Source organism: Halomonas sp. 5021, assembly GCF_036663435.1.
GTDB classification, from domain to species: Bacteria; Pseudomonadota; Gammaproteobacteria; order Pseudomonadales; family Halomonadaceae; genus Vreelandella; species Vreelandella janggokensis.
Genome location: NZ_JAXOVU010000013.1, coordinates 46728 through 71326, shown reverse-complemented (window position 1 = coordinate 71326; position 24599 = coordinate 46728). Strand labels below are relative to the sequence as shown.

The 24599-nt window shown below is 58.2% G+C and carries 17 protein-coding genes; all 17 read left to right on the top strand.

Translation table 11 applies throughout. The annotated features are described in order from the left end of the window. Nucleotide 1: 1 nt before the first annotated feature. The 17 genes from tagH (at nucleotide 2) to R3F64_RS16380 (ending at nucleotide 24577) form a co-directional block, all read left to right on the top strand. Nucleotides 2–1378: a type VI secretion system-associated FHA domain protein TagH gene (gene tagH, locus R3F64_RS16460; RefSeq protein WP_085919045.1), complete on the top strand. Its 1377-nt coding sequence runs from the start codon at nucleotides 2–4 to the stop codon at nucleotides 1376–1378. Next, a complete protein-coding gene (tssJ, locus tag R3F64_RS16455) occupies nucleotides 1375–1914 on the top strand; it encodes a type VI secretion system lipoprotein TssJ (protein ID WP_085919044.1) in 540 nt (179 codons plus the stop codon). Before tagH ends, tssJ begins: the two co-directional genes overlap by 4 nt. Further along, nucleotides 1914–3248 carry a type VI secretion system baseplate subunit TssK gene (tssK, locus tag R3F64_RS16450; protein WP_085919043.1) on the top strand — a complete coding sequence of 445 codons (1335 nt, stop codon included), beginning with the start codon at nucleotides 1914–1916 and terminating at the stop codon, nucleotides 3246–3248. The genes tssJ and tssK overlap by 1 nt, the downstream gene beginning before the upstream one ends. 3 nt (nucleotides 3249–3251) lie before the next feature. Next, nucleotides 3252–4094: a type IVB secretion system protein IcmH/DotU gene (gene icmH / locus R3F64_RS16445; RefSeq protein ID WP_085919042.1), complete on the top strand. Its 843-nt coding sequence runs from the start codon at nucleotides 3252–3254 to the stop codon at nucleotides 4092–4094. A gap of 8 nt (nucleotides 4095–4102) precedes the next feature. Next, nucleotides 4103–6718, top strand: a complete 2616-nt coding sequence (tssH, locus tag R3F64_RS16440) for a type VI secretion system ATPase TssH (RefSeq protein WP_199284558.1) — start codon at nucleotides 4103–4105, stop codon at nucleotides 6716–6718. Nucleotides 6719–6722: 4 nt separating this feature from the next. Then, complete coding sequence (locus tag R3F64_RS16435) at nucleotides 6723–8315, top strand: sigma-54 interaction domain-containing protein (RefSeq protein ID WP_199284559.1); 1593 nt, start codon at nucleotides 6723–6725, stop codon at nucleotides 8313–8315. Further along, nucleotides 8312–8965: a type VI secretion system-associated protein VasI gene (gene vasI, locus R3F64_RS16430; protein ID WP_199284560.1), complete on the top strand. Its 654-nt coding sequence runs from the start codon at nucleotides 8312–8314 to the stop codon at nucleotides 8963–8965. The genes R3F64_RS16435 and vasI overlap by 4 nt, the downstream gene beginning before the upstream one ends. Nucleotides 8966–8977: 12 nt before the next feature. Beyond that, nucleotides 8978–10435 carry a type VI secretion system protein TssA gene (gene tssA, locus R3F64_RS16425; protein WP_199284561.1) on the top strand — a complete coding sequence of 486 codons (1458 nt, stop codon included), beginning with the start codon at nucleotides 8978–8980 and terminating at the stop codon, nucleotides 10433–10435. 37 nt (nucleotides 10436–10472) lie between these two features. Then, nucleotides 10473–14114 carry a type VI secretion system membrane subunit TssM gene (gene tssM / locus R3F64_RS16420; protein WP_199284562.1) on the top strand — a complete coding sequence of 1214 codons (3642 nt, stop codon included), beginning with the start codon at nucleotides 10473–10475 and terminating at the stop codon, nucleotides 14112–14114. Continuing rightward, the gene (locus tag R3F64_RS16415) at nucleotides 14107–14694 is read left to right on the top strand and encodes a GNAT family N-acetyltransferase (protein WP_199284563.1); all 588 of its coding nucleotides are present in this window, start codon (nucleotides 14107–14109) and stop codon (nucleotides 14692–14694) included. Before tssM ends, R3F64_RS16415 begins: the two co-directional genes overlap by 8 nt. 61 nt (nucleotides 14695–14755) lie before the next feature. Then, on the top strand, nucleotides 14756–15043 hold the full coding sequence (locus R3F64_RS16410; RefSeq protein ID WP_085919035.1) for a type VI secretion system PAAR protein: 288 nt from the start codon (nucleotides 14756–14758) through the stop codon (nucleotides 15041–15043). A gap of 1 nt (nucleotide 15044) precedes the next feature. After that, nucleotides 15045–17087: a type VI secretion system Vgr family protein gene (locus tag R3F64_RS16405; protein WP_199284564.1), complete on the top strand. Its 2043-nt coding sequence runs from the start codon at nucleotides 15045–15047 to the stop codon at nucleotides 17085–17087. 3 nt (nucleotides 17088–17090) lie between these two features. Next, nucleotides 17091–17987 carry a DUF4123 domain-containing protein gene (locus tag R3F64_RS16400; protein WP_085919033.1) on the top strand — a complete coding sequence of 299 codons (897 nt, stop codon included), beginning with the start codon at nucleotides 17091–17093 and terminating at the stop codon, nucleotides 17985–17987. After that, nucleotides 17984–21439, top strand: coding sequence for a toxin VasX (locus R3F64_RS16395; RefSeq protein WP_199284565.1), 3456 nt, complete (start codon nucleotides 17984–17986; stop codon nucleotides 21437–21439). The genes R3F64_RS16400 and R3F64_RS16395 overlap by 4 nt, the downstream gene beginning before the upstream one ends. 13 nt (nucleotides 21440–21452) lie before the next feature. Further along, nucleotides 21453–22784, top strand: coding sequence for a hypothetical protein (locus tag R3F64_RS16390; protein ID WP_199284566.1), 1332 nt, complete (start codon nucleotides 21453–21455; stop codon nucleotides 22782–22784). A 7-nt stretch (nucleotides 22785–22791) separates the two neighbouring features. Continuing rightward, a complete protein-coding gene (locus R3F64_RS16385) occupies nucleotides 22792–24102 on the top strand; it encodes a hypothetical protein (protein WP_199284567.1) in 1311 nt (436 codons plus the stop codon). 46 nt (nucleotides 24103–24148) lie between these two features. After that, nucleotides 24149–24577, top strand: coding sequence for a hypothetical protein (locus R3F64_RS16380; protein ID WP_199284568.1), 429 nt, complete (start codon nucleotides 24149–24151; stop codon nucleotides 24575–24577). The last annotated feature ends 22 nt before the right edge of the window (nucleotides 24578–24599 follow it).

The window sequence follows — 24599 nt, the reverse complement described above, 5'->3', positions numbered from 1 at the left end:
CATGAATGCCATTCAGACCGATGCCATCACCTTGGTGGTTGTCAACAGTGAAGCGCTCGAAGGGCGCTCGACGAGCAGTTTCGTCTTCCGTGGCGGCGGTGGCACCTTGGGCAGCGGCACGCACGATAACTGGCTACTGCAAGACCATAGAGGGCGTATTCGGCCCGGCCACGCCGACATTACCAGAATTGACGGGAAATTTTGCCTCATCGATAGCAGTGGGCAAACCTTCATCAACCGCTCGACCTTGCCTTTGGGGCGTGGCCGGAAAGCAGCACTGCGTGACGGTGACGAGCTGCTGATCGGTGAGTACCGCTTGAAAGTGCATCTTGGCGATCGTCAGTCCTGGCAGCCTGGCGCGCACTCGCTCGCGACTCTGGTTGACGAGGAGCACGAAGACGTCACCGTCCATGGGTATGCGTCGCCGGTGGGGAGCCACGGTCCCAGTCGTGAGCAACCACAACGCGAAGATCCTATTGAAGCGCTGGGCGGTGTCATCCCTGGATCGTTGCAGCACGACCCGATGGTGGCACTGGAAGACGATGCTCCCAGACCGGCCATGTTGGAATCGGTCGATACACTGCCCGTTTCCCAGCGCCATGAATATCAGCAATGGGCTCAACAAGAGCGCCGCCACGAAGCGGTGAGCCTGCCAGACATACCCTCTCTTAACGGCCAAAAAACGCACAGGAGCAATAACATGGATGAGCGGCAATTAGATGACCTGGAACGCTCGGTGGGTGAGCAATTGGAAGACCGTTGGCAAAAACCGACGACGCGCTCGCTAAGCCATGTTGGTGCTGACCCATTGCTGCGGGGATTGGGGATTGACCTGCCTTTTCGGGACAGTGAAGAGCAACAAGCTTTCCTGGAAGAAGCCGGCCAAACCCTGCGTGCTGCCATCGACGGGCTGCGGGTATTACAACAGACCCAAAATGACAGTAAGTACCCGCTACGTGACCGGCGCCTGCAACCGATCGAAGACAATCCGCTGCGATTAGGGCAGTCATTCGAGGAAACGGCTGAAACCATGCTGTCGGCGTCCCGCAGTCCAGTACACCTATCAGCTCCGGAAGCCGTGGCCGAGAGTCTGCGTCACCAAGGCCAGCATCAAGCGGCGGTCGAAGACGCCATTGGCCATGCATTGAGCGCCATTCTGGACGCCTTTTCCCCCGAGGCGTTGCTTAAACGCTTTCATGCCTATCGCGGCGCCGGAAATCGTATCGATAACGAAAGTGGCTGGGCGTGGGAAATGTATGACCACTATTACCGAGAACTGAATTCTGACCGGCAGCAAGGGTTTCAAAAGCTGTTTTGGGAGGTGTTTGAGCAAGCCTACGACCAGTCTGTGCGTCGCCAGCAGCGGGAGGACGCATGATTGCGCCTGGTATCGCAAGGCTTGTCGGACTGCTCTGCCTCACCTTGCTGCTGACAAGCTGCGCGTCGACTCGGGAAGCTACCAGTAAAGCCTGGCAGGTCATGAAGGACCCCGACATCCCGGTGGGTTATCCCGGTGATCAGCCTACCAAGGTTGACCTCAGCATGCTGGCGGAACCTGACGTGAACCCTAACGTGGAAGGCGAGGGGACACCGCTTCGCTTTCAAGTCCTGCAGTTGAAAGATGATTCAATGCTAATGGCAGCGGATTTAGGTCAGCTGGAAAGCGACCTGGAAGAAACCCTTGGCACGAATTACCTGGCCCACGACGACTTTACGTTGCTGCCGGAGCAGTGGAAGTTCTACGCGCCCTTCGAGGTTGATGAAAACACTCGCTATATCGGGCTGATTGCGTATTACGCCTCTCCCAATGAGGCGGAATGGAAGAAGGTCGTCAAGGTGAAAAGCCGTGGCGAGCACTATCACCTGCTGGTTCACCTCCGTGACAGCGAAGTTGAGTTAAGGAAGGAGGGATAATGGCCAGCCGGAATCGTGTGGTGTGGAGCGAGGGCTTATTCATTAAGCCTCAGCACTTCCAGCAACAGCAGCGCAGCCTGGAAGGGATGTTGGATACGCGCTTAAAGGGGGTAAGCCATTATTTATACGGCTTTCTCTCGCTGGAACTCAATAATGAATTCCTCAGTTTTGGCCGCATCGCCATCAGTCGGGCAAGTGGCGTCATGCCCGACGGCGTGGCGTTTCACCTGCCAGGCGATGACGTTGAGCCCGCGCCGCTGGAAATTAGTGACGCCAGTATTACCAATCAGGTCGTGTACCTAGGCTTGCCGCTGGCAACCGATGGTATTGGCGAAGTGCGTTGGCCTGAAGACAACTTGCCGGCGCGCTACCGGTTATTGTCGCGCAGCGTGCGTGATCTTCACTCACAGGAGGGCGTGTCCACCGATATCAATGTCGCTCGGGTGTCGCCCCGCTTGCTGCTCGAACGCGATGACCGTAGCGGCTACGCCTGCCTCGCCGTTGCGCGCATTGTAGAGCGTCGCCCTGACGGCAGCCTGGTGCTTGATGAGCAGTTCTTGCCAACGCTGCTCAATGTGCAAGCGGCACCTGGGTTGCAGCGCTTTGTGGGCGAGATGGCCGGGTTGATGCGTGAGCGCGCGCGTAACATTGCCCAGCGCCTGTCAACCCCGCATCAGGCGGGCGTCGCTGACGTCTCCGATTTTATGTTGCTGCAACTGCTTAACCGCGCCCAGCCGCGTTTTCAGCACCTCGCTCGGTTGGGTCAACTGCACCCTGAGCGACTTTACGACACCATGCATGAAGTGGCCTGTGAACTTGTCACCTTCACTGACGAATCACGGCTGCCCCCAGAGTGTCCTGCCTACGACCACGATCACCCGGAAGGCGCCTTTCATCCGTTGATGAAAATGCTTCGCCAGGCGCTGTCGACGGTGCTCGAACCCCGTGCCGTGGCTATCCAGCTGCAGACACGACGCTATGGCCTGCTAGTGGCGCCGCTGTCTGACCTTAGCCTGATCGAATCTGCGGAATTCATCCTCGCCGTGCGCGCCGACATGCCCAATGAACGGCTACGCAAGCTGTTTTTACAGCAAACCAAGGTGGCGAGCGTCGAGCGAATCCGCGATCTCATCAGCCTTCAGCTACCCGGCATTCCGCTTGAGCCGTTACCGGTGGCTCCCCGCGAACTGCCCTATCACGCTGGCTATAGCTATTTCCAGCTCGACCGCCAAAGCGAGGCGTGGGGCATGCTCAACGGTGCCAGCGGCTTTGCTTTTCACGTCGCCGGTGAATTTCCAGGGCTGGAAATGCAGTTCTGGGCTATCAGGAGTTAAACCATGCAGCAGCTTGCCACCGATTCGCACAGCTTGAGCCGTTCCCAGGCACCTAATGACAGCGTGCGTCATGAGGATCTAATTAACGAGCGTGGTTTGGAGCATTTGATTCATAGCCACGCCGAGCAGCTTGATGCCGATGAGGATTATTGGTTCCGCTTGCGCGGGCATAACCTGAATCCTTTGGTTGATGCGGCCAGCAGCCTGCTGGGCATGGTGGTCAGGGTGCGGCAACTGGATGAAGCGGGCGATATTGAGCGCCTTTACCGTCAGGTTGTCGATGAAATCGCTGCCATTGAAATCGAGCTGACCGAGCAGGGTTATGACCGAGCCACGCTGCTCGCCTATCGCTACGTGCTGTGTTCGTTTATCGATGAGGCCGTGATGGGCATGCCCTGGGGGCGGCAAAGTAAATGGGCCGAACACTCGCTGTTGACCCGCTTTCATAACGAAACCTGGGGCGGTGAAAAAGTGTTTTCGATTCTTGCCCGCCTCCAGCAAGAACCCCAACGCTACCGAGACATGCTGGCGTTCATTTACCTGTGCCTGTGCCTTGGCTTTGAAGGTCGATACCGGGTGATGTCTCACGGTCGTGAAGAGTACGAGCAAGTTGTCAGGGCCTTGGGTGACCAGCTAAACAGCCTCGAGGAGCCAGGTGAAGAAGCGCTAACTCACCCCCTCGATAATGTCGTGCAGGGGCATCAACGCCGTTCAACGCATTTCCCTACCTGGGGCATCTTTGCGTTGTTTGGTATCGCCATGGTCGGCGTTTATTGGGGCTTTTCCTGGTCGCTGGACCAACAGGCGGCACAAATTACCTCGCTACTTAATCAACTTTACCGTTAGGAGAAACCATGCTCAGGGTAGAGCTACCAGCGCTCATTGGCCGTCTTAATACGATTGCTCGCCAAGGGCTAGAGCAAGCCGCGTTGCTGTGTGCGCAACAGCAGGCGCCCGAGGTGACGGTGGGGCATTTGTTGCAAGCCATGCTGGATCAGCCGCTGTGCGATGTGCGCATCATATGTGAACACCTGGATATGGATATCGCACCGTTACGTGCGCAGTTGGCGGAAGAAACACGCCCACCCCGCGAGGTAGAGGTGGCAACGCCGAGCTTTTCACCGCTTTTGGTCGAGCTGCTTCAAGATGCCTGGTTACTTGCCTCCACCGAGTATCAGCACCCAACCCTGCGAAGCGGCGCTGTATTTACCGCGCTGCTGCATAACCCGGAACGCTACCTGGGAGCAGGTGCGGTAAGGCTGCTGGCTGACATCAACCGGGAAAACCTGCGCCGCCACCTGGATCCGATAACCGCGGATTCAGCCGAAGCTCCCCAGGACGAGGCAACGGGGTTTCCACGCCAAGTACCCGCTGACGCTGACGACAGTGCGCTGGCACGCTTCGCTACCTCACTCACCGAGCAGGCGCGACAAGGCACGCTCGACCCTGTATTGGGGCGCGACCCTGAGATCGACCAGATGCTCGATATCCTGGGGCGTCGACGCAAAAACAACCCCATCGTAATTGGCGATGCCGGGGTCGGCAAAAGTGCTGTCGTTGAAGGTCTCGCGTCGCGCATTGTGGCCGGCCAGGTGCCTGCGGCGCTTGCCGATGTCGAGCTGCTCACGCTCGACCTTGGGGCCCTGCAAGCAGGGGCGGCTGTCAAAGGTGAGTTTGAAAAACGGCTTAAAGCTGTCATTGACGAGGTTAAGAACGCGGCGCGCCCCACGCTGTTGTTTATTGATGAGGCGCATACCCTGATTGGTGCGGGTAACCAGGAAGGCGGTGGTGATGCGGCCAATTTGCTCAAGCCAGCGCTGGCGCGAGGGGTGCTGCGCACCATCGCCGCCACTACCTGGCGGGAGTACAAGAAATACTTTGAAAAAGACCCGGCGCTCTCGCGGCGCTTTCAACCCGTTACGCTGTCTGAGCCCAGCGTCGATCAAGCCCTGGTGATTCTGCGGGGCTTACGGGATGTCTATGAACAGGCCCACGGCGTACTGATTGGCGACAGTGGCCTAAGAGCGGCAGCGGCCCTGTCCGCTCGCTACCTGGCCGGTCGGCAATTGCCGGATAAGGCGATCGACGTGCTGGATACTGCCTGCACGCGCCTGGCACAAACGCTTGATACACCGCCGCGAAAGCTTAGCCATTTGCAAAGCGAGCATACCGCAGCGCTGCGCGAACGTGATCAGCTAGCCCGTGAAACGCTGCTGGGCCGAGACGTCGACGTATCACGCCGTCAGGAACTCGACGAGCGTTTAGCCAACCTCGACGATGAACTGGCGACGCTGGAAGCGGCCTGGGGCGAGCAGCGTGAATGTGTCGATGCCATCGTCGCCTTGCACCGCCAACTACTCGATGACGGCAGTCATGCTGAAGACCCGCTTTCCTCTTCCCTGCACGCCGAGCTGGCGGCGCGTGAACAGCAGCTAGCCCAATTGCAGCAGACCTTTACCCTGGTCAACCCGAGCGTTGAAGAAGCGCAAGTTGCCCAGGTGATTGGCGACTGGACCGGCGTGCCGGTTGAGCGGATGACAAGCGATGAATTAACGCGTTTGACCGCGCTACCTGCCTACCTTGGTGACATGATTCAGGGGCAAGACGCTGCCATTGAACGTATCCACCGTCATCTACTGACCGCGCGTGCCGACCTGCGTCGCCCTGGGCGGCCGCTGGGTGCTTTCCTGCTCGTTGGCCCCAGCGGGGTCGGCAAGACCGAAACCGTGGTACAGATCGCCGACCAGCTGTATGGCGGTCGCCAGTTTCTTACGACGATCAACATGTCCGAGTACCAGGAAAAGCACACAGTATCCCGCCTTATTGGTTCGCCGCCCGGTTATGTCGGTTTTGGTGAAGGTGGGCTGCTGACAGAGGCGATTCGTCAGCGCCCTTATTCGGTCGTTCTGCTGGACGAAGTGGAAAAAGCCCACCCTGATGTGCTCAATCTGTTTTACCAGGCGTTTGATAAAGGCGAGCTGGCGGATGGGGAAGGCCGGTTGATCGACTGTAAGAACGTGCTTTTCTTCCTCACGTCCAATCTGGGTTATGAAACCATCGTCGCTCACCGTGATAACCCCACGGCACTCGACGATGCGCTCTATCCGCAGCTGGCCGACTTCTTCAAGCCGGCCTTGCTGGCACGTATGGAAGTGGTGACTTACTTACCACTAGAGGGCGATACCCTCCGTGCTATCGTCAATGCCAAGCTTGCCACCCTGGCGGCGCGCATCCGCGAACGCCACCGTCAGGCAGACGTGACACTGGATGATGCGCTGGTCGAGGCGATCTGTGCTCGGGCAACGCGCAGTGAAAATGGGGCCCGCATGCTGGAGTCGGTGATCGACGGCGAGTTGTTACCGCCGCTTTCCCGTGCACTGCTTGAGCGGATGGCGCGTCGTGAAAGCGTGGCTAGCGTTGTGTTGGGAGTCGATCCTGATCACGGCAGCTTTACGGCGGAGGTAGCCTGACACCATGACGTCTGCTGCCGATGCCACATCCACTGCCAAGAGTGCGTTATCAGCTGAACTGGCGGCTATGCCATTGGCATTGATGCTGGTGGAAAGTCGCTCAACGTCGATGTTGCGCCAGCGAGCAGCCCAACTGCTGCAAGACCAACTGGGGCTGGCATCGGCCGAATGCCTGTATATCGATGGCAGCGGCCGCTGGCTGGGGCGAGATGGCGATGAGGGGCAGTTTGATTGCAGCGATTTCAATCACCCCTATGCCCACGTCATTCGCAGCGGCAAAGCGTTGACCCTTAGCGTCGCCGATGCACGCACACGCCTGGATGATGCCACTTTCCAGCAACAGGTGGCCGCACTTGGCGCAGGCTCGTACCTGCACATCCGCCCCCTGCGGGCGGCGGACAAAGGCCGCGAATGGCTGGGGGTGATGGTATTGGTAGGCACCCAGTCAAGGGTACGCAGCCTGACGGAAGACCCCGGCATGGTGGCGTTTGATGCCTTGTTGTGCCGTGTATGGGCCCGATTGGCCCGGGAGCAGGGGGAGCGTCAGCGCTCACGCTTGCTGCAAGATTCGCTTGCCAAACTGAACGATGGTGCCCGTCGCCAGGCACTGGCTGATCAGCTCGCCGACGACCTGCTGGGTCAGTCGTCAGCCATGCAAGCACTGCGCCGGCATGTGGTGCGTGCGGCCGAAACAAATCTGGCAGTCCTCCTCCAGGGTGAAACTGGCACGGGCAAAGACCGGGTGGCTCGGGCTATCCATCAGCTTTCAGGACGGTCAAAAGGTCCCTTCATGGCGATTAACTGTGCCGCCATTCCCGAAGCGCTGCTTGAGTCAGAGCTTTTTGGCCATGCCAAGGGGGCTTTTTCCGGGGCCGACCAGGCCCGCGAAGGACTCATCAGCCAAGCGGATGGAGGCACGTTATTCCTTGATGAAATTGGTGATATGCCGTTAGCCCTGCAAGCCAAACTGTTGCGTGTGCTGGAAAGCGGCCGCTACCGACCGCTCGGGGCCAGTGAGGAACGCTGCGCGAATTTGCGCCTGGTGGCGGCCACGCATCAACCGCTGCGTGAACAGATTCGTGAGCAGCGGTTTCGCGCAGACCTTTACTACCGGTTAGGCCAGTTCCCTCTTGAATTGCCACCACTTTGCGAACGGCGCGACGATATTGCCACGTTAGCCCAGTCCTTTATTCGCGACTTTTGTGAACGCGAAGGACGGGACGAAATGGGCATTACCCCCGCCGCACTGCGCCTGCTGTATCGCCGCGATTACCCGGGCAACGTCCGCGAACTAAAAAACGTGATTGATTATGCCTGCGCCATGACGCCTCAGGGGGCCGATATCGACGCTTACCTGTTGCCGGGTGAACAAAGCGATCAAACCTCATCGGCATCGGAGGTGACGGAAGACGCTGGGTTCGCACTACCTGATGACATTGATGACCTGCGCCAAGCCCTGCGCGATGTCGAGTCCGCCATTATCCGTCAACGCTTGCGGCGGTTCGGGGGCAATCGTGCCCAGGTAGCAGAAAGCCTCGGTTTACCCAAGCGAACCCTGGCCCATAAATGCCAGCTATTAGAACTGGATACCAAATGAACACGATGTTGTTAAACCGCCACGTCTTAGCCGGTGGTTTGCTTTTGCTATTGACGCTATTAAGCCACCCCTCCCGCGCGGAAGGGTCCACAGCGTTGCTGGAAAATGCTCGGGCATGCGCCGAGGAGTCCTCCCGTTTAGAGCGCCTGAACTGCTACGACGCGCTGTTTAAAACGCCAACGCCAAGCGTCGACACCAGCGAATTGCCCGCGTTATGGCACGCCATTGAACGCCAGGAGGCGGCGCGCGCCGGCGACGACATGGGGTTGATCATACGCGAAGCGGGCAGCGACGTGCTGATCAGTGTGCCCGCATTAGGCACCACACCGCCCAGGCCCATCATGGTGATGGCCTGTGAAAAGCTGATTACCCGGTTTCAACTGCATATGCCGGTAGCCATAGATAGCGCCCGAGTGACGCTTGAGCTTACCGGTCATGGAGGCGTTATTGAGCAGCAGTGGCGGGTTCGTGACGGTGGGCAGGTGATTAGCGGCGGCCGCGGTTTGCCTGCCATCGATACCCTTCGCCAATTACTTAGTGCAGAGGAACTGACATTACGCAGTGATGAGAGTGCCTTGGACGGGCTGCGCTTTGATGTATCAGGCCTTCGTGAGGATATTCAACCACTGCGCAATGCGTGTCGCTGGTAAAGGAGTCACTCAATGCGCATCACCGTTGAAGATCATCTAACGCCCGTATTGGCTCCGCTGGACGTTAACGATGAAGGGCACCCCGTCGGCGAGCCGCTGGAAGACACCAATGACTATCTGGCGCTCGATGAAGAAATGATGAAGGTAGGCTCATTGCAGCATGCCCACGTTGACTGGGACACCGCTGAAACCCTTGCCGTGCGGATGCTGAGCGACAAAGGCAAGGACCTAAAGGTGTTGGGGCACTTAGTGCATTGCCTGCAGCACGGCGGGAATGGCGTGCGATTTGCGCTTTCGCTGCGGCTGCTTGCCCGCAGCGTTGACCAGCCCTGGTGGTCACAGGCTTACCCGTTCTCGGGCAGCCGGGGTGCCAAGCTACGTACCCGTTTATTTCAGCAGTTCACCCAGCGCAGCGTGAAGTTGGTGTCGAGCCTCGATTTTCACAACGCAGAGGATGAATTTGAGGCCTGTCGGGCATCGCTTGAAGAGCTCCAGCAGCAAGCAGAAGCGAACGCGTTGCCCGGGCAGAATCTGGATGAGCTGAGCCGACAATTGCTTGCCCAACGGCCGACAGCATCAACGTCCGCTGCCGAGACAACGCCGTCGGACAACACGCTGCCTGACCAGCCTGATGCGAATAGACAGTCGGCTACGACAACGCAGCCCTCTTCAGCCAAAGCGCCTGAGCTGCGCATGGAAGCCGGAAACGAGCGCTCGAATCGCCAAAGCTTGTTGAAGATGGCCGATTTCCTGCTCGAGCAAACCCCTGGTGAACCTTTGGCCTATCGATTGCGTCGTTTCGCGATCTGGGGCGCGATTCAGGCACTTCCCAATGCCAGGGAGGACGGTAAAACCGAACTGGCGCCTGTTTCAGCTGACCGGGTTGCCGATTACCGCGACGCGATTGCGCGGGGAAGCGATCACGACCTGTGGGAGCGCATTGAGAACAGTCTGACGTTGAGCCCTTATTGGCTGGAAGGCCATCGCTTGAGCGCAGGGGTTGCGAAACAGTTAGGGCACCCCCGCTGCGCCGAGGCGATTCGTGAGGAAGCCCAGCGCTTTTTGGAGCGGTTATCGGGTATCGACACCCTGGCCTTTAATAACGGGGTGGCATTTATTGATGATGAAACAAAACGGTGGTTGTTCAGCAGTTCGCAGGGTGCGGGATCATCGAGCGACGGTGGGGAAGCTTGGCAGGCAGGCTTGCAAGAGGCTCGCGATGCCATGGCGGATGGCAATGTCGGAGCCGCGTTAAAAGTGCTTGATCAAGGATTGAGTCGTGCCCGCTCGCCACGTGATAGCGCCTATTGGCGTTTGGCAAGCGCAGATTTGTTACATGAAGCGGGACTGGAAAGTCTGGCTCAGCAGCACTACCGAACGCTTCACCAAACAGTCACGGCGCTGGCGCTAGAGCAGTGGGAGCCGACATTGGTCTCGCGGCTGGAAGCCGCACTCAATGCATCGCACTGACGATATCGTTAATACAAGGGACGAGGGATAAAGGCTAATGTGGTCAACGTTAAAATCAAAGCTGGGCCGCTGGGTGCCGGGCCTATCGAGAGCACAGACCGCGCACAATAGTGCCAAGGCCAAGAGCAACAAGGCAAAAGGACTGTTACGGCTTTCAACGCTGCTTTGGGCGCTGCTGGTGGTGGCGTTATTGATTGCCATTTGGTGGCTGGGGCCACGCTGGGAGGTCTTTGGCGTAACGCCCCTGGCCCCGCTGACCAACCGCTTGCTGGCGACGTTGGCCATCGTCACCGTGGTCGTCGTGATCTGGGGGGTACGCCTTGCACGGCGGTTACGCTCGTTGAATGACGAGCGTGAGCAGGAAGAGGCTCGCCAGCAAGACCCGGTGATGCTCCAGGTGGAGCGTCAGGAAACGGCACTCAACAACGTTCTGAGTGAAATTACCGCCAACCTGGGCGGGGGTGACAGTAGCCGATACCGCTTGCCCTGGTATCTGGTCATGGGGGTAGAGAATGCCGGCAAAACCAGCCTTATCAACCGCTCTGGCCAGAACTTTGCGTTGACCCATGTGATGAAAGCCTCGGGTCAAAGCACCAAACAAGGGCATCTTGGCTTTGACTGGTGGATCGGTGACCAAGCCGTACTGATCGATCCTGACGGTGAATTGCTCACCCAGGGCGCGATGGAAGGCGGCGAGCCCCAAGCGCTTCAGAGTCGGTTGTGGGACCACTTTGTGGAGTGGTTGGAACGTAATCGTGCCCAGCGGCCACTCGATGGCGTTGTTCTGGTGCTCGATCTCGCTCGTTTAAGCCATGCCCAGGTCGCCGTGCGCAAGGCCTATGCGGCACTGTTGCGCACCCGGCTGCGTGAACTCATGGAACGTCACGGCACGCGACTGCCGGTGTATGTCACCTTCAGTAAAATGGATTTGCTGCATGGTTTTGACGACTTTTTCCGGCATTACTCCCGCGCCGCCCGCAAAGCTCCGCTGGGTTTTACGTTTACCCCTGCCTCAATGGAAACCCAAGGGAAGTGGGAAGCCGAATTCGAAGCCGAGTACGACGAAATGCTTGCGCGTCTGAACAAGCAACTGCCCACCATGTTGTCGGAATGCCGAGACCGGGAAGAGCGCGAGTCCGTATTCCGTTTCGTGCGTCAACTGGCCGGGCTTCGCGATGTGCTGCTGGGCTTTTTGACCGAGTCGCTTTCCAGCGATCGTTTCTCGACGGCCGCCATGGTGCGCGGTACCTACTTTACCTCGGTCTATCAGCAGGGAGTGCCCGAAGACCCCTTCGTGGGTGCCGCTGCTCGCCGCTATGGCATGGATGAAAGCGTTCAGCCCGCTCACCGGGCGACGCGCAGCGCCCTCTATTTTACCGAGGAACTGTTCGAAAATATCATTTATCCCGAAGCGGGGCTGGCGGGTGACAATGCCCGCGTGACCCGGCAGCGTCGCCGCACGCGCAATATAAGCCTGGCGGCCTGCCTGATCATGGGCGTGGTCCTGGTGGGGGGCTGGACGCATTTTTATCAGAAAAACAGCGTCTCCTTATCTGCCGTGGAAGCCCGTGCCGAAACCTTTCTGGCCACTGATCCTGAGGCTTTCAGAAGTGATGATCCCACCGGTTATGAACTGCTGGAGCCGCTTGATCGTTTACGCAGCGCGCTGGAAACCTTCGATGAATACCGTACCCATACCCCGTACCTGGCAGACATGGGGCTGTATCAGGGGCATGTCATCGGTGCTCAGGTAGAGCGTGCCTACGTGGCGATGCTTGAGCATCAATTCCTGCCCGCCTTGATGATCGGCATCATGGATGACATGAACCGCGCCGAGGCAGGCAGCAATGAAAAACTCGCCCTGCTGCGCGTGCTGCGCATGATGTCCGACGCCAGCGGTCGTCAGCCAGACCGGGTGATGCGTTTCATGGCGCGGCGCTGGCAAGGCGACTTCCCCCAGCAGGGTGCGATCCAGGAGCGCCTCCTTGATCACCTTGACTTCGCCATGGCCCATACCGATCTGGAAGGGCATATCGCGGATGGCAGCCAGCGAGCCAAGCAGGCGATGGAGCCACTCAGGGGCAGCCTGGTCGCCGCTCAGGAGGAACTGTCACGCCAGCCGATCGATGAGCGCGTGTATGAGGCATTGAAAACAGCGGGAAGTCGTGAAGGTGACCCCTTGGATCTACGGCGGCGTGTGGGCACGCTGTTTGATACCGTTTTCATGGCTCGCAACGACAACCCGGACCATGTGACGCTACCGTATTTGCTCACGCGTGAGGGTTTTGAGAACTACTTTTTACAAGAGTTGGAGCATGCGACTGAGTTAGCGCTCATCGATGCGTGGACGCTGGGTCAGCGGGACGACATCAACTTCAGCGACGCTGATAAACAGCAGTTGAAAACCGCCCTGCGTGAGCACTATGTCAGTGACTACCATGTCAGCTGGCGCGATGCTCTGCGCGATACCCAACTGGTTCCCCTGCCGGATATTCATCAAGCCATTGTGGTGGCCGACGCCCTGGTGGGTGCCAAGCGTCCACTGGATCGTTTGCTATCGGCCGTTGAGCACAACACAAGCCTTTATCCAGAGCTTCCAGAAGACGATGAAAAAGCGCGTGAGGCATTAAGGCACTCCCCGCGCTATGAACTCGCTGCCCAGATTGAACAGCCTTTCACACCCATCAATCAACTCAGCGAAGCCCGCGATGATAATCCGTCTTCACTAGAGGAAATCAAGGCGGCGGTCACTGAGCTACGCGACTATCTGCTGGATATTGAAGAATCCGGTGACGCCGGTCGTGCTGCCTTTGTGAACGTGCGTGATCGTCTATCGCTGCGTGGTGATGACCCCATCAATAACCTGGAAAAAATAGCCGAAAACACGCCTCAGCCGGTGGGTGGCATGCTGCAAGATTTGGCCGACCAAAGCTGGCAGCTATTGATGGCCAGCGCCACTCGCCACCTCGAACGCCAATGGCTTGATGATGTCGTGGCACCCTACCAGGAGCGCCTGGCCGGGCGTTATCCCCTGGTACCCAATGCAAGCCGGGACGTGTCGCTGAGCGATTTCGAGGACTTCTTTGCGCCCGACGGCACCTTGGATGCGTTCTATCAAGATAACCTCAAGCCTTTCATTGAGGGCGCCCCCGAGCATCTAGTGGACGCCCAGGGTAATTCGATACTGCGTGACAGCGTGCATAGCGCGGTTGACCAGGCCGAGCAGATTCGGCGTGCTTACTTCAGCCGGGATGGTGCCCTGGACGTTGAGTTTGCCCTCGAACCCATCAGCCTGAGCCCCGATAAACGGCGAAGCGTGATTAGCGTGGATGGCCAACTGATCGAGTATGCCCATAGCCCCAGCCAGCGCGTGTCGATGGTATGGCCCAACTCGCTGCGGGGTGGAACGGAGAGCCGTGTCACGATGGTGCCCAGTGAGGTCAACCGCTCGCCTCGCAGCATGACACGGGATGGCGCCTGGGCATGGTTCCGCCTGCTGGAACAGGCCGATATCACCAACGTTGGCGAGCGAGAGCTGGAACTGCGCTTCAACGTTGACGGCGGCACGATGCGCTATCGCCTGTTTGCCAACGGGGCGCCCAATCCCTTTACGCGCTCACAGGTGACAGGCTTCCAACTGCCGTCAGCACTCTATGCGGAGCGAGATAACGATGCTTAAGCAACTTAAGCAGCTGTTTACCTCGGGTAATACCCGGCCCGCTTCGCACCCTGCGCGTCAAGGTGTGAAGCGTGCCCGCCCGTTAGAGTCGGCGCGCGATGAGGATATCGATAAGTTTCTCGAAGCGGTCTACCAGGCAGATGCCAAGGGGCATTCGCCCTGGGTGCTACGTGATAACAGCGTGCTTGAAACATTGCGCCGCGCACTGGAATTCACCGTTCACCGTGGCCTATGGCTCCAGCAAGTGGAGGGCCAAGTGGTGCATTGGCAGGGGCGCCTGCTAGCACTGCATCTTGGCGAGGGCCCCCCGCTGGGTATGGTACTTGCCTGCCGGCCCGATGATGAGGCCGCTTGGCAGCTGCGGTTTTTCTACATCAGCCAGGAGTGGAAAGGCAGTGGTCATGGCACGCGGCTATTGAGAGCCGTACGCCGCAGCTTGAATGGCGTACCGCTGCAAACACGCCTGCCGGTTTCTTGCCACTCGGCCATCGATAGCCTCGAGGCAGCGGGGTTCAGCCGCCAATACGTAGATGCCTTCGACGTCGCCAGCTATGAAGCGCCTGCCATGTGGGATGAATGAGCGGGATAAATGAGCAGGGCGACCAAGCACGAATAAGCAGGATTGCAAAAGGAGTAGCGCAATGGGCCAGAAATTTGTACTCGTCGGTGACATGGGGACCGACCACGATGGCTTTCCACCGACACCGGTCACTGCAGGCAGTGGCACGGTGGTGATGGACGGCAAACCAATCGCCCGCGTGGGTGACCCTCTGGCACCACATGACAAACCCGACCATCCGCCACACCCACGGGCCATCGCACAGGGTTCAAGCACTATTTTAATCGATGGCAAACCGGCTTCACTGACGGGCCACGCGGTGGATTGCGGCGGCGTGGTGATTGGCTCTGGCTCAGGGGAGGGCAGTTGATATGACAAGCACAGGTCTGCAATTCACCCTAACGCTCCCCGGTGTTGACGACATCGCGGTGATTGACTTTACCCACCGCGAAGCGCTCTCCCAGCCTTTCGAGCTGGCGCTCAACCTGGCCAGCCGCGATGGCAGCCTGGATGCCGCCGACCTCCTGGATCGCGAAGCCACCCTGACCATCTGGCAGGACGGCGAACCGCTACGCCGGGTGCACGGTATCGTCAGCGAGTTTGGCCGGGGTGACCGCGGCCACCGGCGTACCTTCTACTCCCTGGTACTGCGCCCCGCTCTTTGGCGGCTTTCACTGCGCCACAACTCGCGCATCTTCCAGAAAGTCGACCCGCTCACCATCATCAATACCCTTTGCGATGAGCGAGGCATTCGCGGCGTGGTCTTTGCGGTCACCCGCGAGCTTGCCGAGCGCGAGTACTGCGTGCAGTACCGTGAGACCGACCTTGCCTTTATCGAGCGCCTGGCCGCCGAAGAAGGCCTGTTTTACTTTCATGAGTTCGAAGATAGTGCCAACGGCGCCCATCGGCTGGTGTTTGCCGATGACCCGCAGGTACTGACCCATCTCGGCGAGCGCACGTACCACAGCCGTGCCGGGGGCACTGCGCCCACGCGCCATGTACGCAAGCTTAGCCACACCGCCCGGGTGGCGAGTTCGTCCGCCACGCTCAAGGATTACAGCTTTAAAAATCCCGCCTACGCTCAATTGCACGACCACCTGGGGCGGGACGTCGAGCAGCACGGCCAGCAAGTGGATTACGAACACTACGACTACCCCGGCCGCTACAAGCAGGACGCCTCCGGCGAGCCCTTTACCCGTATCCGCCTGGAACAGCTACGCCGGGAATCCATCACCGCTAGCGCCGAAAGTGACCTGTCCGAACTCGCCCCCGGCCTGCGCTTTACGCTGACGGATCACGATACTGATAGCCTCAACCGCGACTGGCAGGCCATCAGTGTTCTTCACCACGGCGAACAGCCCCAGGCGCTGGAAGAAGATGGCATCACCCAGGGTGACGCTGCCGGTATGACCCGCTACCATAATCAGGTAACGCTGATCCCCGGCGATGCGCCCTGGCGGGCCACCCCCAACCCCAAACCCCGCGTCGATGGCCCTCAGGTCGCCTTTGTGGTCGGCCCCGACGGCGAAGAGATTCACTGCGACGAACACGGCCGGGTCAAGGTCCAGTTCCCCTGGGATCGCTACGCTGAACCCAATGAAACGGCAAGCTGTTGGGTACGGGTCGCTCAGGGCTGGGCAGGCGGCGGCTACGGCAGTATTGCCATTCCGCGCATCGGCCACGAAGTGATTGTCTCCTTCCTGGAAGGCGACCCCGACCAGCCGCTGGTCACCGGACGCACCTACCACGCGGTCAATACCGCGCCGTACCCACTCCCCGAGCACAAGACCCGCACGGTGCTGCGCACCCAAAGCCACAAGGCAGAAGGCTTCAACGAGCTGCGCTTTGAAGACGAAGCGGGCGAAGAGCAGATCTGGCTCCACGCCCAGAAAGACCTGGAGCTACTGACGCTCAATGATCGCACCGAAGAAATCCGCCGCGACAGCCACCTCAAGGTGCACAACGACCGCATCAGCGAGATCGATAACGACGATCACCACACGGTGCATAACAACCGCCATACGAAGGTCGACGGCGACGACCACCTGATGATCGACGGCACCCGCCACGAAAAGATCGGCCGAGCGCACCTGATGGAAGCCGGGCAGGAAGTGCACCACAAGGCAGGCATGAAGGTAGTGATCGAAGCAGGCGCGGAAATCACCCTCAAAGCCGGCGGCAGCTTTCTGAAAATCGACCCCAGCGGCGTCACCATTGTAGGTCCACAGGTCAAGATCAACTCCGGCGGCAGCCCAGGCAGTGGTAGCGGGCAAGCTGCGCAGGGGCCGCGGTTGCCGGAGGAGGTGGAGGCCGCTCCTCAGTTCACCAGAGTTGAGCCGCCACGACAGGACGCCGCACTTAGACAGGAAATGGCATTAACTCAGCCCTGCACGCCTCTGGATAACCAGGAGTAAGGCATGGAAGGGTTGCGGGCCATTTCGTCTCCAGTGCATGTCAACGATCACTGGCTAAATCGTTATCTGGTACTGGACGGCCTCCAGCTGGAGCCGTTGGAAAGATGGCTTTATGAGCAGGTTGAGTCCCCTACTTACGAACCGCTTTATTTGGGTACGCCGCTGGAGGGGTGCCGGGGCATTTCGCCGTGTTTGGTTCAACTTCAGGATAACGATCCTCTCTGGAAGCGCTTTCTGGAGAGTGGCGTGGAGGGAAAGTGGGGATGGGGGTTCGCAAGCTCAGCCGGGTTTGACGAGCTGCTACAGCACTTACGATGGTTACTCTTCGTTGAACACCCATTGGAAGGGGAAAAAATCCTGCGAGTGGCGTCGGCGGATGTCATGAGGCTTCTTCTCAGTGCGGAAATGTCACCCCAGCAAAGTGAATTACTGGGAGATATGGAAACCGCTTGGTTCCCGGTGAATAAGCATGGCGAGGTGAGCTGGTATGAGGTTGCCAATGAGCGTACGGAGCGTTCTCAGCGCGAGGCAAGCTTTCAACTGCAGCAGGCACACCTAGATGCGCTAAGCCACATTGCTTGGGAGCGCTTTGCTGAAGAGCTGTCTACTCACCTCGACACCTTTTTTTCCTCTGGCGTGTTTTTGAGTGCGCATGGTGGCTCCCACCTTGCCGCAGAAAGAGTTATCCACCTGACGAGAGAATTGGGATTTACGGGTCGGCGAGCACATTACTACATGGCCAATATTCTGGGCGCGCATGGAGAGCAGGCACTGGATGATCATGTCATGCCTGATATGGCGGCCTTACTTCAACGACCTGACCAACGAGCGCCAATGGAACGATTGAAAGCCGCAGCGGAGGCGTCTTCGCGGCTCATGAATACGGAGAAACAAGTATGAGCGACTCCATGACGGAAGCGCAGCGCGTTGCGGAAAGCCAGCCAGACAATGATCCAGGCCAGGCGCAGGGGCAATGTCCATTAACGCGCACCGATCTTCAATTGGTACCTGTGCGATACGCGATTGCCGAAGCCGATGAAGCGGATCTTGCGGCTGCGCTACCAGGGTTTTCTCCAACCCATGAGGGTACGTTTCGCCGCTCAGGTATTCGACCCATTCGCAGTGGCTGGCTTTATCTTGTCCACAGCCTAATGCCCGATGAAGTACAGGTGTTCAAGGTAGAGCCAGACGGAAGTGGCGACCCCGTCGTCATCAAGCGAGAAGGCTCGGTACAGGTGCTCTATAGCCCTCTTGAACTGACACCTCTGCATGTTTCCATGTTGCGCCAGGAGGCATTTCGCGACTTGGTCATGACCCGCGTAAATGTGGGCGCTTATTGCCCAGGGAATGGTACGTCACACCTACTCAACCCTGACGATATAGCGAGTGCTTTAGCCGATGACGTCGGCGACCATCGACGTACCCCGGAGGCCCCCGAGCCATCAGGTGAGCAAAACCAGTTGGATACAGGTAGCTATGCATGGTGCGAGGCTGAGGGAAGCGATAAAGAATGGCAGCTTGCAGGGGCCAGTAGCATAGTGGAGGCTATAACGAGCGAGTATAAGCAAGATAGCGCTTGTTTAATCGTTGAAGATATCCCCGGGCGGTTAAAAGATTTATCGCAGGCGTGGGCATGCCATGCCGAGCAGCAAGGGAACTGGCATGATAACTACCAAACCGAAAACTTTGCTGCGCGCACGATTGATGGTTTTATGCGCCTGGATTTTTCTCCACATGCCGCTAATGCGGGCCAAGGCAATATTCCTGAATGGTTAGGCAATGCCGAGAATGATGACCAAGCTGATCTACGCGAATTGGCAGATCTATATGAAAAGCGCCGTGAAAGGGAAGAAGAAGTTGCTGCAAGTTCGGGCGGGCACCCCGGTTTTATCGGGGGCGCATTACAACCTATTGACGAAGATATTGATGCCCTGAGCGAACACCTTGCCGAACGGCTTGGCACGGAGTCTGAAGCGGTAAAAGCGTTTGTCGAGCAAAGCGAACAGGCCCACTTTAACGAAGTGATTGGCGGAAACTACGCTTTAGCCCCCAATGGCATTGTCGATGTTATTCGTCAGCAGGAATTGCAAGACTTTCTAACGTATGCCAACGGGCTTGAAGAGGGTTGGCAAACCGCTTATCGGGAGATAGGGCAGGATTTGGCTGGCTTATTACCTGTATGGCACAACTATGCACTGCTGCTGGATCGAGAAGACGAATTACACATCAGCTTCACCAGTAAGCTGGAACATTGCGCGGTGGAAACCCTGGCCCTGTGTGGGCAAGGAGACTTCCTGTCTCAACACTATATGGGGGATGTTCCCACCACGGCCCATCTGCTCCACTTTCAGCCGACTGACACCTTTATTGAGACCTTTCTGACTGAGCTGGGAGGCCCGCAAAAAGCCTTAACGCAGGCGGCGGCACTGATGGCCGCCGCTGGCGCGTTAGGAAACTACCAAGCATGGCAGGGCACTATCGAGCAGCAAACAGGTCTGCGTTTTCGTAGCATCGCGGGTCTTAGCGACGAAGTCGCTGCAGATATTGCCGGAGAGGTCTATTTCAAAGAAAAGATGCTCGGTGAAGCGGTGATCAAGACATTGCTGGATGATGCGCAGCAAATGGAACTACCACAACGCTTTGCCAATATGGCCGGCATGTTACCCGAAGGCCAGCGGCTGATGTTTGTTGAGCGCCTGGGGCTGCTGGAAATGGGCTGGGACATACCCGACCAAACGGTGCTAGGGAAGTTACAGCAAGCCATCACCAAGGCAGAACGCTCCTTATCACAGCTTCGGCGGTTGGAGCAGGAATTGGAGCGCTATTACCAGGAGCGGGAGGCAGAGATAAAACAAGCTTCCAGGCGAGGAACAAGCCAAAGCCATCGCCGCGCTGCTGATCAATACCACGCCAACAATATCCGCAACAAAGCCTCGGAAATCAAACAGCAAAAGCAGTTGGTCAGCGAGGCGTTGGATGACCTGGCAGAACATAGTTTTCCTGCCAGTGAAAACGGTTCGCATGCGCTAAAAGTGGGCGGTTTGAGTCAGGCGGCGACGCGAGCCGCGCTGGCCGAGCGCACTGCTTTCAAAGAGATAACCAACCAGCCCCGTGAGACGATGCGCAGCACGCTGGATACCCTGATACGTAACGAGCAGAACGACGTATCGGTAGCCCGTGCGATGGGTGTCTTGGTGAATGGTAGTTTGTCAGCTTTAGGCGCTATCGCGGCATGTGTGGCGATGAAAGAATTGATTGAAGCAGGCCGCGGCCATGATCGGTTTCTAGAGTATCTTGGTAATACTGTTTCTCAAGGCTTTGCTACTGCAGCGGCCATGATGGCAATGAGGGAAATGCTAGTCGATGCCCGCCATCGCAAACTCTATGAAGGGCGTGCCTTCCAGCAAGTTGCCCAGACTGAACTGAGGGCGACAGCGGGTAGTCCTGCGCAGTTAGAACGGTGGGCGCGAGTGGCCAACAAGGCTATGGGGGCTGTTGCTTGGTTAGGGGGCTTTGCTGGGTTGTTTGAAGCTATTAGGCAGGCTCAAAAGGTGGGCCGCGCCGAGACGCAGGCCGAGCGCTTAGCCTCTCAAGTAGCGCTGGTAGGAGCGTCAGGGACAGCCTTAGGTGGCACCTTCTTGGGCGGTATGGGGCTTGTTGGCAAAATATTGGGTGCCCCTGCGGCACAGTGGCGGCTGTTATTGCTGAAGTTTGCCGGGCCTGTTGGCTGGTTCGTTGCGGCCAGCACTTTGCTGCTGGTGGTGGGGGATTTATTGGCCAGCCGCTTCTCGTTGAGCCCGGTGCAGCAATGGTGCCAGCGCTCCTACTGGGGGTTGAGCAGCGAATATGCAAGCTTGGAAGAACATGAGCAGGCGCTGGGCAAACTGAGCGGTAGTGATCCCGTGGTAGAGCGTCAAGGAGTAGCCGCAGCCCATGCAGGCCCGGGGCCTGGCCCCGCCCCCAGCGATCTCGCATTTCGGGTGACCCTGCCGGGCGGCCAACTGCCCGATGAGGAAAATTTCTCGTTTGGCCTTTGGGGCGTACCCATGAGCGGTGATCATGAAGAACTTACTCAGGATGTTTTGTCCTATTCCCATCAGGCTTCTGAAAAGGAAGGTGCAGGGGGCACTTATCACTTTGCGCCCGAAGCACTGAGCCAGTTTTACTTTGTGCGGCTGGTGGTGCGCTTACGGCTCAACGGCGAATCCTCCACCCAGGTTTACGAGTTGCATCGCCGTGGCCGTTCCATTTCCAGCGATTGGCATCGCGTGGAAGCCCTGACGGACGGTTTTTTCAGTAGCGTTAAATTAGGTACCTGGCCCAGCATGCCGCTGACCCCCTGGTCACCCTGAACAAGGATGGAGCATGTTTAAAACTACGCCCAACAAAGCGCTTCCCCCCATGCGCGCGGGTGAACGGGAAAGCCGCGCCGGGGGCGAGCAGTACTGCCTGAGCCCATTGCCGTTACCGGTAAATAGCGAGTGCGCCGTCGATGTAGCCCATATTGATGTGCGCCACGATGAAGCCACCCTGGATATTCGCCAGGGCGCTAGCCCAGATAGCATGATGACAGCAGGGCACATGCTGAGTGTAGGTGTCACCGCTATAATGATCATGTTTCTTATCATCTGGGTGGGCATCGGTGGGTTCCCTCCCGATCCCCAGTTTGCAGCCGCATGGGGAGGGGGGCTTTATGCAGGATTTCTATTTGTATTTACACTGGCAATTCTCTGGCTCAATACGTTAATCAAGCGAATGCCCCCCATTCGCTTTAATCGCCAGCGCCGGGAAGTGGCTTTTGTAGTAGATCCACTAGGTCGCTTCTGGCTGCCTGCCCCCCACAATCTTTGGCTCGCCTCGACGGCTAGTCTGGCAGTGACTGCCTCTGGGTTAATGGGCTCCATCGAAATAGGCGAGTGGCTGCGCGGTGCTCGCGAGAGTTTTCCCTTTGGCTTTTTGCTGATGCATGTGGGTGGGTTTGCCTTTTTCTTCGTTTATCCCCCTCTTTACGATCTCATCTGCCGACTCTGCAAGCGCGAGCGGCGCACGGTGCTGGTGCCTTGGGAAGATGTCGTCGCAGTCTGTGGGTTTAACCCCAACCTGGGGCCTGGGGCGGTCACTGGCTTTGGCTGGAACTTTGCGCTGCTGCCGCCCGACCCGGAGCGCCCTGGCTACACTCTGCCTGGGGCGGGCATTATCGTCAGTGTGGGCGGGCTGCCGGGGGCGTTGGCCCAGTGGGAGTATATTCGCCGCTTTATGGAAGAAGGCGTCGATGCCACCACTACTGCCGCCCGGGAGTGGGGCGTGGAGTGGTACGACGCCTACGTGGCCCGTGAAAAAGCCGAATGCGAGCGTACGAATGACAGCGCCCGATGGCGGCGCTTTCGGCGCAAGCGGCTATGGGAGCATGCTCGCTTCGCCCACTGGTACACCGAGTACCGCATGAAGCACATCCTGCCTAAAGCCGTGCCCCGTGACTGGCTAGCTGAGTGGTCGAAGCCCTTACCCAAATCCCAATGGGCTAAGCCTTCCCAGGCAGTGACTGAACTGAGCGAGCACCTCCGTGCCGCTTACCAGCGCGGCGAAAAGTTCGTGGAGATGGGGGATATCGAGAAACGCTTTGGGGTAGCGGCCCCAACTGCCGTACAGGCCCCTTATCCGTCATATCCGTTCCGGTCGAAGGCGGAACGGGCATAATCGCCGTATGTTTAAAACGACTCCCCAAAACGCGCTACCGCCCATGCGCGCAGACGGGCGGGAAAGCCGCGCCGGGGGCGAACAGTACTGTTTAAGCCCCTTACCACTGCCTACAGACAGCGAATACGCAGTGGATTTGGCCCATATCGATGTGCGTCACGATGACGTCACCATGGATATTCGCCAGGGTGCCAGTCCGGATAGCATGATGACGGCGGGGCATATGCTGAGCGTAGGCGTCGTAGCCATGATGGCTTTTTTCCTTGTTGTATGGGTAGGTATCGGGGGATTCCCTCCTGACCCGCAGTTAGCAGCCGCATGGGGGGGGCTCTATTTCGTCGTTCTTTTTACGTTTGTCGCTGGTATCGTCGCGGTTAACTCAGTATTACAACGCATGCCGCCTATTCGGTTGCACCGCCAGCGACGTGAAGTGGCCTTTGTGGTCGATCCCCCAGGTCGCTTTTGGTTGCCCGTCCCTCACAACCTTTGGCTGATTTCTACTGTTGGGCTTGCTTTAAGTGCTTCTGGATTCATGGGGCTCATTGAAATAGGCGAGTGGCTTCGCGGTGCTCGCGAGAGTTTTCCCGTCGGCTTTTTGCTGATGCACGTGGGTGGGTTTGCCTTTTTCTTCGTTTATCCCCCTCTTTACGATCTCATCTGCCGACTCTGCAAGCGCGAGCGCCGCACGGTGCTGGTGCCCTGGGAAGACGTGGTAGCTGTGTGTGGTTTCAACCCTAGCCTGGGGCCGGGGGCGATTACCGGTTTTGGCTGGAATTTCGCGCTGCTGCCGCCTGACCCAGAGCGCCCCGGCTACACCTTGCCAGGGGCGGGCATCATCGTCAGCGTGGGCGGGCTGCCGGGGGCGTTGTCCCAGTGGGAGTATATTCGCCGCTTTATGGAAGAAGGCGTCGATGCCACCACTACTGCCGCCCGGGAGTGGGGCGTGGAGTGGTACGACGCCTACGTGGCCCGTGAAAAAGCCGAATGCGAGCGTACGAATGACAGCGCCCGATGGCGGCGCTTTCGGCGCAAGCGGCTATGGGAGCATGCTCGCTTCGCCCACTGGTACACCGAGTACCGCATGAAGCACATCCTGCCTAAAGCCGTGCCCCGTGACTGGCTAGCTGAGTGGTCGAAGCCCTTACCCAAATCCCAATGGGCTAAGCCTTCCCAAGCCGTGACTGAACTGAGCGAGCACTTGCGCGCCGCTTACCAGCGCGGCGAAAAGTTTGTGGAGATGGGGGATATCGAGAAACGCTTTGGGGTAGACGTGCCTAAGGCACCTCATGCGTCTTACCCCACTCTGCCCTTTAGATAAAACGCACGACTGACATGAGCCATAAGCGAACCCAGATAAGGACATCATGATGCAAAAGGAAAAGTGGCCGTTGGACACGATGGCCGTTCTAACGTGTGAGCAATGTGGCCATCAATGGTCGGCTAATTGGAAAAAGGCCAAAGCAATTCAAGATGAACGCTTGTCGGCTTGCCCCCAGTGCAACCATCAGGGGGAGTTAAGCGAAGAACAGCACACGACTCTTGCGGCTCATTTAGACAATGTCGAGAAGGTCACGAGCAGAGGTTCCACAAGGGTGATGTTGGCAGGTTTAGCCGCCTTCTTAATCGGCATCGGTAGTTTTTTGGGGCTAGTGCCAATTGGCGTGGTCATAGTCGTCATGATCCCCGCTGTGTGGATGATGTTTTCTTCCTCGTCTGAAGCGAAAAAATTAACGCCGATCAGGTTTGCTTTGTCTTCTCCGAAAAGCGAGGAGAAAGCAGGTTTCCATCATTGAGCTAAAGGCGCCTGCTTTACCA